The organism is Cupriavidus sp. FW306-1B-F12B, from assembly GCF_058781795.1.
The window spans coordinates 1-15,167 of record NZ_JBYSXC010000010.1; the positions used below are offsets into that span (position 1 = coordinate 1).

General features: G+C 68.8%; 13 protein-coding genes and 1 pseudogene. 4 read left to right on the forward strand and 10 right to left on the reverse strand.

What is annotated here, in order from left to right; genetic code table 11:
• The 3 genes and pseudogenes from AC3WLE_RS17570 to AC3WLE_RS17580 all read right to left on the reverse strand — a co-directional run.
• A pseudogene (locus AC3WLE_RS17570) lies at positions 1 to 679 on the reverse strand (hypothetical protein); the annotation flags it as partial.
• Complete coding sequence (locus AC3WLE_RS17575) at positions 676 to 1,314, reverse strand: sigma-70 family RNA polymerase sigma factor (protein ID WP_492321692.1); 639 nt, start codon at positions 1,312 to 1,314, stop codon at positions 676 to 678. The pseudogene AC3WLE_RS17570 and the gene AC3WLE_RS17575, both read right to left, overlap by 4 nt.
• Positions 1,315 to 1,393: 79 nt before the next feature.
• Positions 1,394 to 3,094, reverse strand: coding sequence for a vWA domain-containing protein (locus AC3WLE_RS17580; protein WP_492357017.1), 1,701 nt, complete (start codon positions 3,092 to 3,094; stop codon positions 1,394 to 1,396).
• A 204-nt stretch (positions 3,095 to 3,298) separates the two neighbouring features.
• Between AC3WLE_RS17580 and ggt the strand changes: the two genes are divergently transcribed.
• Complete coding sequence (ggt, locus tag AC3WLE_RS17585) at positions 3,299 to 5,179, forward strand: gamma-glutamyltransferase (protein ID WP_037024366.1); 1,881 nt, start codon at positions 3,299 to 3,301, stop codon at positions 5,177 to 5,179.
• A 69-nt stretch (positions 5,180 to 5,248) separates the two neighbouring features.
• On the opposite strand, the gene AC3WLE_RS17590 is transcribed toward ggt, so the two are convergent.
• From AC3WLE_RS17590 to AC3WLE_RS17605, 4 genes are all read right to left on the reverse strand, one after another.
• Positions 5,249 to 6,325 (reverse strand): phosphotransferase, encoded by a 1,077-nt coding sequence (locus tag AC3WLE_RS17590; protein ID WP_492352049.1) that lies wholly within the window; start codon positions 6,323 to 6,325, stop codon positions 5,249 to 5,251.
• A gap of 60 nt (positions 6,326 to 6,385) precedes the next feature.
• On the reverse strand, positions 6,386 to 7,111 hold the full coding sequence (locus AC3WLE_RS17595; protein WP_492357016.1) for a histidine phosphatase family protein: 726 nt from the start codon (positions 7,109 to 7,111) through the stop codon (positions 6,386 to 6,388).
• 82 nt (positions 7,112 to 7,193) lie between these two features.
• Positions 7,194 to 7,973: an oxepin-CoA hydrolase, alternative type gene (locus tag AC3WLE_RS17600; protein ID WP_492352050.1), complete on the reverse strand. Its 780-nt coding sequence runs from the start codon at positions 7,971 to 7,973 to the stop codon at positions 7,194 to 7,196.
• Between the two features lie 32 nt (positions 7,974 to 8,005).
• Positions 8,006 to 9,529, reverse strand: a complete 1,524-nt coding sequence (locus AC3WLE_RS17605; protein ID WP_492357015.1) for a 3-hydroxyacyl-CoA dehydrogenase — start codon at positions 9,527 to 9,529, stop codon at positions 8,006 to 8,008.
• 189 nt (positions 9,530 to 9,718) lie between these two features.
• Between AC3WLE_RS17605 and AC3WLE_RS17610 the strand changes: the two genes are divergently transcribed.
• Positions 9,719 to 10,363, forward strand: a complete 645-nt coding sequence (locus AC3WLE_RS17610; RefSeq protein WP_492357014.1) for a glutathione S-transferase — start codon at positions 9,719 to 9,721, stop codon at positions 10,361 to 10,363.
• A gap of 69 nt (positions 10,364 to 10,432) precedes the next feature.
• Here AC3WLE_RS17610 and AC3WLE_RS17615 read toward each other — a convergent pair whose 3' ends face one another.
• Positions 10,433 to 11,614 carry a pyridoxal phosphate-dependent aminotransferase gene (locus AC3WLE_RS17615; protein WP_492321697.1) on the reverse strand — a complete coding sequence of 394 codons (1,182 nt, stop codon included), beginning with the start codon at positions 11,612 to 11,614 and terminating at the stop codon, positions 10,433 to 10,435.
• 79 nt (positions 11,615 to 11,693) lie between these two features.
• A complete protein-coding gene (locus tag AC3WLE_RS17620) occupies positions 11,694 to 12,221 on the reverse strand; it encodes a PIN domain-containing protein (RefSeq protein ID WP_492321698.1) in 528 nt (175 codons plus the stop codon).
• 49 nt (positions 12,222 to 12,270) lie between these two features.
• Between AC3WLE_RS17620 and yaaA the strand changes: the two genes are divergently transcribed.
• Positions 12,271 to 13,056 (forward strand): peroxide stress protein YaaA, encoded by a 786-nt coding sequence (gene yaaA / locus AC3WLE_RS17625; RefSeq protein ID WP_492357013.1) that lies wholly within the window; start codon positions 12,271 to 12,273, stop codon positions 13,054 to 13,056.
• A 26-nt stretch (positions 13,057 to 13,082) separates the two neighbouring features.
• Positions 13,083 to 14,225, forward strand: a complete 1,143-nt coding sequence (locus tag AC3WLE_RS17630) for a M14 family metallopeptidase (RefSeq protein WP_010809076.1) — start codon at positions 13,083 to 13,085, stop codon at positions 14,223 to 14,225.
• Between the two features lie 92 nt (positions 14,226 to 14,317).
• Here AC3WLE_RS17630 and AC3WLE_RS17635 read toward each other — a convergent pair whose 3' ends face one another.
• Positions 14,318 to 15,106, reverse strand: coding sequence for a BspC domain-containing protein (locus AC3WLE_RS17635; RefSeq protein ID WP_492363584.1), 789 nt, complete (start codon positions 15,104 to 15,106; stop codon positions 14,318 to 14,320).
• Positions 15,107 to 15,167 lie beyond the last annotated feature (61 nt).

Sequence of the window (15,167 nt, forward strand, 5' to 3'; positions counted from 1 at the left end):
CTTCCCGCCGCGGGGCCGGGGCAGCCTTCGCCGCCGGCGGCGGGTTTGCCGGCGCGGCCGTCCCGGACTCCGCCGCAGCTTGCGGTGCGGGCGCTGCTGCCATCTCTGCGGCGGGTGCCGCGGCCGGGGCGGACACCTGTTCAGGCGCCGATGCCGGCAGCAGTGCGCCGTCATCGATCTGCCGCAGCACGATACTGGTGGTCAGCCCGGCCACTGCCGCAACGCTGGCCACGAGTCCCAGCGAGCGCCACCAGCGCCGCGCGCGCGCGGCGCGCGCTGCCATGGCTTGCGCCGCTGTCCGTGTTGCCCGTGCCGGTGTTGCCGCCTCCGCCTCCGCCTGTGCCTGCAGCCACGCGCTGGCAGCGGCACCGACCGGGGCACCCAGGATATCCGCTGCGGGCTCGCCTGACGCCACGCGCGCAAGCAGCGCATCGCGTCGCGTGGCCTGCGCCGCCTGCAGGCGCGCGGCTTCTTGCAGCACCGCCGTGGCCAGTGTTGGCGGCGCGGCGAAGGGCAGGGCCGCCGCGCCGGCCCGTTGGCGATCCGCCTCCTGTTGTGCCGCACGTGCGGCCGCGTGCACCGACTCTGCCAGCGCAGCGGACGGCGCGTAGGCGGGCAGGTCCCGCAGCAGAGCTGAAAGCCGGTCCTTGCCGTCGATAAAGCGGTCGGCCGCGTTCACGACGGCGTCTCCTGCGAGCCCGGCACGTTGCCGGCCAGGTCTGCGCGCAGGCGCGCGAACGCATAGCGCAGCCGGCTCTTCACCGTCTCGAACTTCTCGCCGAGCATCTGCGCAATCTCTTCGACGCTCATGTCGCTGAAGAAGCGCAGCACCACCACCTCGCGCTGGGCGACGGGCAGCTGCAGCAGCGCGCGGTGCACGTGGTGCGCGTGCTCGCGCAACTGCAGCTCCGCTTCCGGCGACAGGTCGTCGGCCGGCATCTCCGCTGGCTGGTCGTCCAGCGCTACGCGCTGGCGCGCATCGGCGCTGCGCACCTGGTCGAGCCAGGTATTGCGCGCGATCTGGAACAGGAAGGTGCGGAACGCCGCGCCCGGCTGGTAGTCACCGCAGCGGGTCATCAGCTTGACCCAGGTCTTCTGCGCGATGTCCTCCGCTTCGCCACGGTTGCCCTGGCATAGCCAGGCCACGTAGTTGTAGAGGCCGGCGTTATGGCGGCGGAACAGCTCGGTGACTGGCTGCTCGATGATGCCGCCCGCCACCAGCAGCATCAGGTCGTGGTCGGGCAGCGCCGACAGCGCGGCGCCGGGCGTGGCGGCTGCGGGCGCGGCGGAAGGGGCGGGGGCGGGTGCCTGCATGCGCCCGAGTATAGGAGAGCGCAAGGCGGCGCGACAGCCTGCCGCGCCGCCTTGCGCCGGCTTGCGGCCCGGGCTGGTGTCAGCGTGCCGCACGCTCGGCCGGCCCGCCGCTGGTGGCGCCGGCCGGACTGGACGTGGCCAGGCTCTGTGCCAGGTCCACCAGCTTGAGGAACTCGCCCCGATAGCCGAAGCGGTCGGTGCCGCGGGCGCCCTGGGCCAGCGCGTGGGCATCGGCGTAGCGCCAGTCGCCGGTGAACTTGCCGCCGCGCAGCACCTGGCCGAAACCGGCCACCGCCGCGGCAAAGCGGAAGTCGTCATCGCCTTGCGCCAGCGGGCGGATGGCCTGCCGCGCGACGGTGATGTCCATCAACTGGCTGGTGCTGGCGGCGGGCAGCTTGTAGCGCAGCTTGATGTGCGCGAGCTCGCCGTCGCGCCCCGGCGCGGGTGCGGCCGGCTGGTAGCGCAGCGGATCGACCAGCCCGGCCTGGCCGGCCAGCGTCAGCTCATACAGCGCCGTCACGGTGTGGCCCGCGCCGATATCGCCGGCATCGACCTTGTCGTTGTTGAAGTCCTCGCGCGCCAGCATGCGGTTCTCGTAGCCGATCAGGCGATACTCCTTCACCGTGGCCGGATTGAATTCCACCTGGATCTTCACGTCGCGCGCGATGGTGGCCAGGGTCGAGCTGATCTCGCTGACCAGCACCTTGTTGCCTTCCATCAGGTTGTCGATATACGAATAGGCGCCGTCGCCGGCATCGGCCAGCTGCTCCATCAGCTGCTCGTTGTAGTTGCCGGTGCCGAAGCCGAGTGTGGACAGCGACACGCCCGACCTGCGCTTCTCTTCCACCATGCTCTTGAGTTGCCGGAAGTCGGTCACGCCCACATTGAAGTCGCCGTCGGTGGCCAGCAGCACGCGGTTGATGCCGCCGGCGATAAAGCTCTGCTGCGCGGCCTGGTAGGCCAGCGCGATGCCGCTGGCGCCGGCGGTGCTGCCCCCGGCCACGATCTGGTCGATGGCGGCGCTGATGGCGGTCTTGTCGCTGCCCGGCGTGGGTGGCAGCGCCACGCGCGTGCCGCTGGCATAGGTGACCAGCGTGATGCGGTCCTGCGGGCGCAGCTTGTGCACCAGCAGCTTGAGCGAGGACTTCAGCAGCGGCAGCTTGTCCGGCGAATTCATCGATCCCGACACATCCACCAGGAATACCAGGTTGGCGGGCGGCAGCGCGGCGCTGGCCATGTCCTTGCCCTTGATGCCGATGCGCAGCAGCACATTGGCCGGGTGCCAGGGCGCGGGCGCCAGCGCGGCATGCACGGCGAACGGGCGGACGTCGGCGGGCTGGGCATAGTCATAGGGGAAGTAGTTCAGCAACTCTTCCACGCGCACCGCATCGGCCGGCGGCATGCGTCCGGCATTGAGCATGCGGCGCATATTGCTGTAGCTGCCGGTATCGACATCGATGCTGAAGGTGGATACCGGCGCCTGCGCCACCAGCCTGACGCCGTTTTCCTCGATGGCGCCGTAGCGTTCGCGCTCGGCTGGCGCCGGCGGCGGCAGGTGGTAGGGCATCGCCAGCGGGGCGCGCGGGGCGATGGCGCGCATTTCCATGGCGGGTGCCACCTGGCCAGCCTTGGCGGCGTGGTCGTGCGTGGGCGCCGGGGCCGCGGGCGGCGGCACAGGCTGGGCCACTTCCTGGGGAAGCGACGGCGAATGCCCGCCGCAGGCCGACAGCGCCAGGGCGGCGGCAAGACTGGAAATGACGGCCGGTGCGCGAAGTTGCATATTGTTCTCCTGAGCGGCCGCGGGGCGGGACCCCGGTCATGACGGCCTGTCGATGAAACGGTGCTGGCGAGGGATCGGGGTTAAGCCGGGAGAATTTTTTTGCACCTGCATGTGGCTCCCTCATGTGGCGGCAGTCAGACTTTCTTGCCCCAGGATGCTCCGATCGCCACTACAATCGTTTGATCCTTCCCCAGGAGATATCGCATGGCTCACCCTGACCTCTCTTCGATGGCGTGGCGCGGCGCGCTGGCCCTTGCCCTGACGGCGCTGCTCGGTGCTTGTGGTACCCAGGGCGGAGGGACCGCCGCGCCCGCAGCACCGGCCGCGCCGTCGGCCACGACACCGCCTGCCGCGATGCCGCCGGCCCCGGAAGTTGCCTCCGGGTATCGCCCGGGCATGTCCACCGTCTACGCGCAGCGCCACATGGCTGCCGCGGCCAACCCGCTGGCGAGCGAGGCCGGGCGCGCCATCCTGCGCCAGGGCGGCTCGGCCATCGACGCCGCCATCGCGATGCAGGCCGTGCTGACGCTGGTCGAGCCGCAGGCCACCGGCATCGGCGGCGGCGCCTTCATCATGTACTGGGACGGCAAGAACGTTCAGGCCTTCGACGGCCGCGAGACCGCCCCTGCCGGCGCCACCGAAAACCTGTTCCTGCGCCCCGACGGCAAGCCCATGGAGTTCAGCGAGGCCCAGATCGGGGGACGCTCCGTCGGCACGCCCGGCGTGATGCGCGCGCTGGAAATGGCGCACCAGAAGCACGGCCGCCTGCCGTGGGCCAAGCTGTTCCAGCCCGCCATCGACCTGGCCGAGAAGGGCTTCCCGATCTCGCAGCGGCTGTACACGCAGGTGGCGGCCGACAAGTTCCTGGCCAATTCGCCGGAGATGGCCGCCTACTTCCTGGATGCACAGGGCAAGCCCAAGCCGGCCGGCACGGTGCTGAAGAACCCGAAGCTGGCGCAGACCCTGCGCGATGTCGCCCGGCGCGGTGCCGGCGTGCTCTACAACGGTCCGATCGCGCGCGATATCGTCGCCAAGGTCAACGGCGGCAGCAATGCCGGCTCGCTGTCGCTGGCTGACCTGGGCAGCTACCGGGCCAAGCAGCGCGTGCCGGTCTGTACCGACTACAAGCGCTGGAAGATCTGCGGCATGCCGCCGCCGTCGTCGGGCGGCATCGCCATCGCGCAGATCCTGGGCACGCTGCAGGCGCTCGAGACCAAGAATCCCAAGTACGCGCTGGCCGCGCTCAAGCCGCAGGGCGTGAACACGCCGGCGGTGATGGAGGCCAATCCCGACGCGGTCCACGCGATCTCCGAAGCCGACCGCCTGGCCTACGCCGACCGTGGCCTGTACGTGGCCGATGCCGACTTCGTGCCGGTCAACGTGACCGGCCTGGTCAGCCCGTCCTACCTTGCCACACGCGCGGAGCTGATCGGCGACAAGAGCATGGGCAAGGCCCAGCCGGGGGTGCCGCCGGGCACGGCGATGGCCTACGCGCCCGACCGTTCACCGCCGCGCGTTTCCACCTCGCAGATCGTTGCGGTCGATGGCCGCGGCGGGGCGATTTCAATGACCACCACGATCGAGTCGTACTTCGGCTCCCATCTGATGGTGCGCGGCTTCATGCTGAACAACCAGCTGACCGATTTCTCCTTCGTGCCGAGCGAGAACGGCAAGCCGGTGGCCAACCGCGTGCAGCCGGGCAAGCGGCCGCGCTCGTCGATGGCGCCGACACTGGTGTTTGACCGCGAGAGCGGCCAGCTGGTCGCCACGGTCGGTTCGCCGGGCGGCTCGCAGATCATCGAGTATGTGTCCAAGACCCTGGTCGGCATGCTGGACTGGAACATGGACGTGCAGGCCGCCATCGGCATGGGCAACTTCGGCAGCCGCAACGGCCCGACCGAGGTGGAGAAGGGGCTGGTGTCGCCGGGCCTGGTGCAGGCACTGCAGCAGCGCGGCCACCAGGTGGCCGAGATCGAGATGACCAGCGGCACGCAGGCGATCATGCGCAAGCAGGGGCCTGACGGCAAGGTGGTGTGGGCCGGTGGTGCGGACCCGCGGCGGGAAGGGGTGGCGCTGGGGGATTGAGCGCCGCGCGATGCAGATGAAAAACGGGCGCCTCGGCGCCCGTCTTCTTTTGCTGCAGCAGTTGCCGCGTCAGCCCTTCGCCTTCTGCGCGTACTGCCACCCCATCTCCGCCATCGGCCGCGCGCGCTTGCCTGCGTCCAGCGCCTGCGCCGACGACGCGGTGCCGTCCACCACGCGCTTCATGATCCCCTGCAGGATGCCGGCGATGCGGAACATGCTGAAGGCCAGGTAGAAGTTCCAGTCGCCGGTGATCGGGCGGCCGGTGCGCTGCTCGTACAGGCGGCGGTAGCTGGCTTCGTCCGGGATGCCCAGCGCGGCGAAGTCAACGCCGGCAATGCCGCGGAACTGGCCCGGGGCGATATGCCAGCTCATGCAGTGATAGCTGAAGTCGGCCATCGGGTGGCCCAGCGTGGACAGTTCCCAGTCCAGCACCGCCAGCACGCGCGGCTCGGTCGGGTGGAACATCAGGTTGTCGAGCCGGTAGTCGCCGTGCACGATTGAGGTCAGGTCGGCGTCTTCCTGCGGGATATGCTGCGGCAGCCAGTCCATCAGCGCGTCCATCGACGGGATCGATTCGGTCTCGGACAGCTTGTACTGCTTGGTCCAGCGCTCGATCTGGCGCTGGAAGTAGTTGCCGGGCTTGCCGTAGTCGCCCAGGCCGATGGCGTTGTAGTCGACCGTGTGCAGCGCAGCGATGACGCGGTTCATCTCGTCGTAGATGGCGCTGCGCTCGGCGGTGCTCATGCCCGGCAGCGACTGGTCCCACAGCACGCGGCCGGCGACGAACTCCATGATGTAGAAGGCGCGCCCGATCACGGACTCGTCCTCGCACAGCGCGTACATGCGCGCCACCGGCACGTCGCTGCCGGCCAGCGCGGCCATCACGCGGTATTCGCGCTCGATCGCGTGCGCCGAAGGCAGCAGCTTGCTCTTGGGGCCGGGCTTGGCGCGCATCACGTAGGTCTGGCCCGGCGTGACCAGCTTGAAGGTCGGGTTGGACTGGCCGCCCTTGAACTGCTCCACGGTCAGCGGGCCGGCAAAGCCCTCCACGTGCCGGCGCATCCAGGCTTCCAGCGCGTCGGTGTCGAAGCGCTGCTGGTCCGCCACCGGGCGCGTGCCCTCGAAGTGCGATACGTTGCTGGTCATGCTGTCTCCGTTGGTTTTCTGTTCGGTATCGGTTGGGATTCGATCAAGTCCGCGGCGCGCTCAGCCCTGCGGCTGGCGTCCGCGCAAATACTGGTGCAGCAGCACTTCCATGGTGGTGTGGCGCGTGCCGCTGTGCACGGGCGTGGGCGGCGAGTAGTTGGTCATGCGCACCACCCAGTCGAGCGGGCCGTCGCCCATGTCGAGCACATTGATGCAGCCCGCGGTCTGCTGCAGCGAGCCGAAGAACACGCGCCGCCCGCAGGTGATGGCCTGCGACAGGATGGCGCGGTTGGTGCCGCCGTGCAGCACCATCAGCGCGGTGTCCCAGTCGGGATCGGCGCGCAGGCGCTCCAGCGCGGGCAGCACGCGGTCGAGGAACTGGCCGATGGTCTCGCCGTTGAGGAAGCGCTTGTGTTCCGGGACTTCGCCTTCGAAGGCGCCGACGAAGGCGTCGCGCAGGTCCTGGTCGGCAATCGCGGACAGGTCGCCGCCGCGGATCTCCTGCAGCGCGGGCCAGACTTCAGGCACGATGCCGTCCATCTCCGGCAGCTCGGCCAGCACGCGCTCCGCGGTCTCCACCGTGCGCGGCAGTCCGCTGACGATGACGCGGTCGAAGCGGATCTGTTCGGCGGCAAAGGCGCGGCCGGCGGCGGTGGCCTGCATGCGGCCGGTCTCGTTCAGCGGCACCATCTCGGGCAGGGCAGGGCGCCCGGCCTCGTCGAAATATGAAACGGCACCATGCCGCATCAGGTAGATGCGGCGACGCGAGGACGGCGGCAATTCCATGCGTTGTCTCCTTGTATTGTGCGGCATGCCTGTCTGTCGCGGGCTGGCCGTTCGGGTAAAGCCAGGCGTCCGGCGCCCGGCTTCAGCGGTACTGCGGCTTGCGCTTTTCCAGGAAGGCGCTGATGCCTTCGCCGCCGTCGGGGTGGTGCAGCGCGGCGACGAAGCTGTCGCGCTCGGCCAGCAGGTGTTCGGCGCGCGATGCCGTGGCTGCGTGGTTGATCAGGGCCTTGATGCGGCCCACGGCGTGCGGCGACTGGCGGGCAAGGCCAGCGGCCAGGCGCAGGGCCTCGTCCAGGGCCTGGCCCGGCTCGGTGACGCGGTTGACCAGCCCGAACTGCGCCAGCCGCGCCGCGTCCATCGGCTTGCCTTCCATCATCAGTTCGCTGGCCAGCGGCCGCGGCAGCGCGCGTGCGATCTCATACGAGCCGCCGCCGTCGGGCGTGAGCCCCACGGAGACATAGGCCATCACGAACTTGGCATTGCTGGCCGCCACCACGAAGTCGCACGCCAGCACCACCGAGAAGCCCGCGCCAGCGGCCGCGCCTTCCACCGCCGCGATGATCGGCTTGGGAAAGGCGTGCAGCGACTCGACCCAGCCGTTCAGCAGGGCGATGCTGGCGGCCTGCACCTCCTGCGGCTGGCTGCGGTTGCCGAGCAGCCGGTTGAGGTTGCCGCCGGCGCAGAAAATGCCGTCGGCGCCGGTGATGATGACCGCGCGCACCGAGTCATCGGCGGCGGCCTGATCCAGCGCCTGCTGCGAGGCCGCGTAGATGTCCGGGTGCAGCGCATTGCGTGCCTCGGGGTTCGAGATGGTCAGCACCAGGGTCGAATCGACGCGGTGGGAAAGCAACTGTGCGGGCATGGGCGTGGCTCGGTCGGTGGGGCGTGGCGGGCTTACTGCTCTTCGGCCAGCAGCGACAGGCCCAGGCCGGCACGGCGCCACAGCCACGGGCTCGGGCGGTAGCGCATGTCGCCGGTGAGCGCTTCCATGTTGCGCAGCGTCTCCAGCACCAGTTGCGGGCCGACCGCATCGCCCAGCGCCAGCGGGCCCTTGGGATAGCCCAGGCCCAGGTTGACGGCCAGGTCGATGTCCGACGGCGTGGCGATGCGCTGCTGCGCGATATCGCTGGCGATATTGATGATGCAGCAGAGCACGCGCTGCGCGACAAAGCCGGCCGAATCACGGATCACCGTGACCGGAACGCCGTCGCTGGCGAACAGGCCGTGCGCGGCATCACGCGCGGCGGCGCTGGTGGCCGGGGTGGTCATCAGCGTGCGGCGCTTGGTGGCCTCGAACGGCAGCAGCGTGTCGATGGCAACGGTGCGGGCCGGGTCCAGGCCCTGCTGCAGCGCGCTGGTGGTGGCGTCCAGGCCCAGCGGGGTGACGATGATCAGCGCGTCGGCCGACGGCTTGTTGCCGCCTTCCGGGGTCACGCCCAGCGCGCCCAGCAGTTTGGTCACCATGGCGTGGCCGCGCTCGCTGGCGTGGCTGACCCACACGCTCGACGGGCGCGCGCCCGGCACCGCGGCGGCGGCTGGCACTTGCTTCTGGCCATCGGCGTAGGAATAGAAACCGGCGCCGGCCTTGCGGCCGATCAGCCCGCCGACCGCGCGGATCGCGGTGATCGGCGACGGGCGGTAGCGCGGTTCCTGGTAGAACTGGTTGTAGATCGACTCCATCACCGGGTGCGACACGTCCAGCCCGGTCAGGTCCATCAGCTCGAACGGGCCCATGCGGAAGCCGGCCTGCTCGCGCATGATGTTGTCGATGTCGGCAAATCCGGCCACGCCTTCCTGCGCGACCTTCAGGCCTTCGATATTCATGCCGCGGCCGGCATGGTTGACGATAAAGCCCGGCATGTCCTTGCACCGCACCGGCGTATGGCCCATGCGGCGCGACAGCGCCATCAGCGCGTCGCCCACCGCGGGGTTGCCCGACAGGCCGTCGATGACCTCGACCACCTTCATCAGCGGCACCGGGTTGAAGAAGTGGTAGCCGGCGATGCGGCCCGGGTGCTTTGAACCCACGGCGATTGCGGTGATCGACAGCGAAGACGTGTTCGAGGCGATGACGGCATCTTCACGCAGGACCGCTTCGAGCTTGGCGATCAGGTCGCGCTTGACCTCCAGCTTCTCGACGATGGCTTCCAGCACCATGTCGCAGCCGGCCAGGTCTTCCAGCGCGCCGCAGGGCTTGACGCGGGCCAGCGTGGCCTCGGCGTCGGCGGCGCTGATCTTGCCCTTGTCGGCGAGCTTGGCCAGCGTGTCCTGCAGGTACTGGCGCGCGGCGGCCACGGCTTGCGGGTTGGCGTCGTACAGGTTGACGGTCAGGCCCGCCTGCGCGGCGATCTGCGCGATGCCCCGGCCCATGGCGCCGGTGCCGACGATACCCAGCGTATCGATGGTGAAAGTGCTCATCAGTTGCCCCAAAAGTTGTGGTTAAATTAGCACGATCGTACGTTTTTTGCACCTTCCGCAACAGTCTGGCGGGGCAGGCGGCGTGCGCTGATCGGCCAGCCGGTACACTGCAGACCCCGGATGGTCCACAATCACCCGACATCCGCACCGTGCGATGCGGGGATCATCCCAATAACGGAGAGAGACGACATGCTGAAGCTCTGCGGTTTTGCCGCCAGCAACTACTACAACAAAGTGAAGCTGGCGCTGCTGGAAAAGAACGTGCCGTTCGAAGAGGTGCTGGCCTGGATCGGCCAGACCGACCCGGCGGCCACGCCCGCGGGCAAGGTGCCCTACATCATCACCGAATCCGGCCCGCTGTGCGAGTCCGAAGCCATCGTCGACTACGTGGAGGCAGCCTATCCGCAGACGCCGCTGCTGCCGGGCGACCCGTACCAGGCCGCCAAGGTGCGCGAGATCGTCGTCTTCATGGAACTGTACCTGGAGCTGACCGCGCGCGAGCTGTACCCCGAGGCATTCTTCGGCGGCAAGGTCAGCGACGGCGTCAAGGACCGCCAGCACAAGCTGCTGACGCGCTATGTCCCGGCCTTCGCCAAGCTGGCGAAGTTCTCGCCGTATATCGCCGGCGACAGCTTCACGCTGGCCGACTGCGCCGCCGCGGCACACCTGCCGCTGGTGTCGTCGTGCACCAAGATCATCTACGGCACCGACCTGCTGGCCGACCTGCCGGTCAAGGACTACCTGAAGACGCTGTCGGCGCGTGAGTCGGTGCAGAAGGTCAATGCCGACCGCAAGGCCAATCTTGAGCTGATGGCGAGCCGCAGCAAGCAGTAAGCGAAGCGGCTTGAACTGCCGCATGTGTGAAAAACGCCCGCGAATTCATCGCGGGCGTTTTTGTTTTCATCACAGCCTGGCCAGCCGCTCCAGCGCCAGCGCCAGCGTCTCTTCCTTCTTGGCAAAGCAGAAACGCACCACGCCCGATTCACGCGGCTGCGTGTAGAAGGCCGAGACCGGGATCGCGGCCACGCCGATCTCGCGCGTCAGCCACATCGCGAAGTCGGCCTCGCTCAGGTCGGAAATGGCCGAGTAGTCGACGCACTGGAAGTAGGTGCCGTCCGACGGCAGCAGCTTGAACCGGCTGTTGGCCAGCCCGGCGCGGAAGAAGTCGCGCTTGGCCTGGTAGAACGCCGACAGCTGCAGGTAGGGCGCGGGATCGGCCATGTAGTCGGCCAGGCCGTGCTGCACCGGCGTGTTCACGGTGAACACATTGAACTGGTGCACCTTGCGGAACTCGGCCATCAGCGCTGCCGGCGCGGCCACGTAGCCGACTTTCCAGCCGGTCACGTGATAGGTCTTGCCGAAGCTCGAGATCACGAAGCTGCGGCGCGCAAGCTCAGGATGGCGCGAGACCGAGGCGTGCTGCTGGCCGTCGTAGACCATGTGCTCGTAGACCTCGTCCGAGAGCAGCAGGATGTCGGTGCCGGCCAGGATCTGCGCCAGCTGGTCCATGTCGGACGCGCGCAGGATCGTGCCGGTGGGGTTGTGCGGCGTGTTGATCAGGATCATGCGCGTGCGCGGCGTGATCGCTGCGGCCAGCCTGTCGAAGGGCACGCGGAATTCCGGCGCTTCCAGCGTGACCGGCACGGCGGTGGCGCCGGCCAGCTCGATCGCGGGCAGGTAGCTGTCGTAGCACGGCTCCAGCACGATCACCTCGTCGCCCGGATGCACCGCGCACAGGATCGCGGTCAGGATGCCCTGGGTGGCCCCGGCGGTGACGGTGATCTCGGTGTCCCAGCTGTACTGGTGGCCATAGAGGCTGGCGATCTTGGCGGCGATGGCCTGGCGCAGGCGCGGCACGCCCGCCATCGGCGGGTACTGGTTATGGCCGGCGCGCATGGCAGCGGTCACGGCATCGACGATCCTGGGGTCGCAGTCGAAGTCCGGGAAGCCCTGGCCCAGGTTGACGGCGTTCTTCTCGGTGGCCAGCGCGGACATCACGGTGAAGATGGTGGTGCCGACGGCGGGCAGGCGCGAGGGCGGCGGGGACAACGGCGTCAACTGGGTGTGGGTGGTGTCTGCGGACATGATGCGAACGTGTCGATGCGGTGGGGATTGCGATCAGGCGTGCGGCGCCACCGGGGAGGCGGCGCCGGGAGCCGACATTCTAAAGCGGATCGGCGGCGCTGGCGGCGCCAAGCGCGGCCAGCCAGGCACCGAAGGCCGGCGGCGTCATCACTTCCACGCCGCTGCTGCGGCGCAGGCGGGTGCGCAGCTTGAGCACGGCCTTGTCCTTCGATACCAGGCAGGCGGCGCCGGCAAAATGCGCCAGCTCAACGAACTTCTGGTCGTCGGTGTCCTTGCAGCGCGGCAGGCGGATGGCGTCGTAGTCGGCCTGCGGCGGCGCGGCTTCCAGGCTGGCGAGGCGGTCGACGGTGGCCAGCGCGGCATCGATATCGACGTCAAAGCGGGCAAATTGCGGATAGGCCAGCACCCGCCGCAGTTCCTCGCGGCAGTCGGCGCGGATCACCGGGGCGATGGTGCCGGCCTCCAGCGCGGTGCGGATAGGCTCCACATGCGGGTCGCGGAAGACCAGCAGGTCCACCCAGATGTTGGAGTCCAGCACCACGCGCGGCGCTGATGTGACGCCGGCGGGGCTGGCGAAGAGGGTGGTTGCGGTGGTGTCGAGGCGCATTCGCTACAATCTTGGCTTGTTTGTCCTTGGCTACTGCCGCGATTTTGCCATGCTCATCGTTTTGTCTCCCGCCAAGTCGCTGGACTACGAGACTCCCCCGCGCCTCAAGACCCACACGCTGCCGCGCTTTATCGACCGTTCCGCCACGCTGATCGAGCGCCTGCGCAAGCTGGCGCCGCAGGATGTGGGCGCGCTGATGGACATCTCCGACAAGCTCGCGGTGCTCAATGTGACGCGCTACGGCGACTGGTCGCCGGAGTTCACCGCGGCCAACAGCAAGCAGGCGGTGCTGGCCTTCAACGGCGACGTCTACGACGGCCTCGACGCGAAGACGCTGTCGGCCGATGACCTCGGCTTTGCGCAGAAGCACATCCGCATCCTGTCCGGCCTGTACGGCGTGCTGCGCCCGCTGGACTGGATGCAGCCCTACCGGCTGGAGATGGGCACGCGCCTCGACAACGTTGCCGGCAAGGACCTGTACGCGTTCTGGGGCGACGATGTCACGCAGATGATCAACGCCGACATGGCCGCGCTCAGGCAGGAAGGCGCGCCGGTGCTGGTCAACCTGGCCTCGGAAGAATATTTCAAGGTGGTGCGGCCCAAGGTGCTGCAGGCCCGGATCGTCACGCCGGTGTTCGAGGACTGGAAGGGCGGCCGCTACAAGATCATTTCGTTCCACGCCAAGCGCGCGCGCGGCACCATGGCACGCTACGCCGTGACGCAGCGCGTGACCGAGCCGGACAAGCTCAAGCGCTTTGCCGAAGACGGCTACGCCTTCGACGCCGCGGCCTCGGATGCCACCCGCTGGGTGTTCCGCCGCCGCCTGGAAGACTGAAACCCATCGCCACGAGACTGCCAGCCATGCCTGCCGCCTTGCACATCTCTTCGCAATTCGACTCCGGCGCCATCGAGGTCGAGGCGCTCGACCGCGCCGACGATATCCGCCTGCGCATCCGCGCCGACTCGCACGCAGACTTCCGCCAGTGGTTCCATTTCCGCCTGCAGGGCGCGGCGGGGCAGGCGTGCCGGATGCACTTCCTGAACGCCGGCGACTGCACCTACCCGGACGGATGGCGTGACTACCGCGCGGTGGCTTCGTACGACCGCGCCAACTGGTTCCGCGTGCCGACGCGCTTCGACGGCCAGGTGATGACGGTGGAATTCACGCCCGAGCACGACAGCATCTGGTTTGCGTATTTCGAGCCGTATCCGGATGAGCGCCACCTGTCGCTGCTGGCCAGCTGCCAGCGCTCGCCGCTGGCGCGGCTGTCGCACCTGGGCAGCACCGTGGACGGGCGCGACATGACCCGTGTCACGCTGGGCCAGCCCGGCCCCGGCAAGAAGACCATCTGGATGATCGCGCGCCAGCACCCGGGCGAGAGCATGGCCGAATGGTTTGTCGAAGGCGTGCTGCAGCGCCTGACCGGCACCGGCATGTGGGCGGGCGACCCGGTTGCGCGCAAGCTGCTGGAGCGCGCGGTGTTCCACATCGTGCCGAACATGAACCCGGACGGCTCGGCGCGCGGCAACCTGCGCACCAACGCCGCCGGCGCCAACCTGAACCGCGAGTGGATGGCGCCGAGCCCGGATACCAGCCCCGAGGTCTACCACGTGCGCCGCGCCATCGAGGCCAGCGGCTGCGACATGTTCTTCGACATCCATGGCGACGAGGGACTGCCGTACAACTTCGTCGCCGGCAGCGAGATGCTGCCGGGCTTTACCGAGGCGCGCCGGCGCGAGCAGCAGCGCTTTATCGAGGCCTTCAAGCGGGTCTCGCCGGATTTCCAGGATGTGCACGGCTACGCGGCCAGCAAGTACAACGCGGATGCGCTCAAGCTGGCCTCCAAGTACATCGGCCATACCTTCGGCTGCCTGGCGCTGACACTGGAAATGCCGTTCAAGGACAATGCCGACCTGCCGGATCCGGCGGTCGGCTGGAACGGCGCGCGCAGTGCGCTGCTGGGGACGGCGATGCTGCAGGCTATCCTGGACTACCTGGGCTGAGGCTGGCGACTCTGTTGCACGCTGCTGGCTGTCTCCCCTCTCCCGCATGCGGGAGAGGGGAGACAGCCAGCGCCCGCACGGGCGCCATCGCGTTACTGCTTCTTCTTGGCCTTGCTGGTCGTCTTGGCCGAGCCGGAGGTGGACTTGGCGCTCGTTGACTTCGACGACCTGGACGCCGTCGCCTTGCTTGACTTCGATGCCGTGCTCTTGCCCTTGGCCCCATTGCGGCTCTTGCTTGCCGAAGTGCGCGTAGCAGTTGGCACGGCCGGCGCGGCAGCCGGTTCGCTGATGGTGGCGCCGCCGCTGTCCAGCAGTTCATACGCCAGCATCATCCCGTCGTCATAACCGCAGCGCACCTTCACCGGCTGCCAGTCGTCGCTGCCGCGGCGCTTGTGCGCGGTGGCGGCGAAGGTGACCACCGAGCTGACCGGAACGGCCTGCTTGCCCGGCGAGAAGCGTCCGCTCCATGGCTCGGTCGTGGCCTGTCCCGCTGCGAGCGCGCCGGTGGGAATCTTCAGGGCATCGTAGGTGGCCGAGCGCGGCACCACCCAGCTGGCGTGGGCGGCGCAGTCCGCCACGTCGCTGGTGGCGTTCTCGGTCTTCATCAGTTGTTCGCGCATGCGGGTCCGGTACTCGGACAGGCTGACGCGGCCGCGGTCGGGCAGGGTGACGGTCTTGGTGGGTGGCGTGGGAGTGGCGGGTGCCGGGGCGGCGGCGGCAGGTCGGGCGGGCGCGGCGGCGGGTGCCGGGGCAGGTGCCGGGCCGGCGCTGGCATCTTCGGCCGGCATATTGGCGCAGCCTGCCAGCGCGATCGCACCGGCCACTGCGGCAGCCACCATGCGGAGCCGGCTGCCGAGCAGTTCGGAGATTCGTCGGATCACGGTGTGAGCGGTGTGTGCGTTCTTGGGTTTGCCCGCGGCGCCGTAGGGCCGGCAGGCAAGA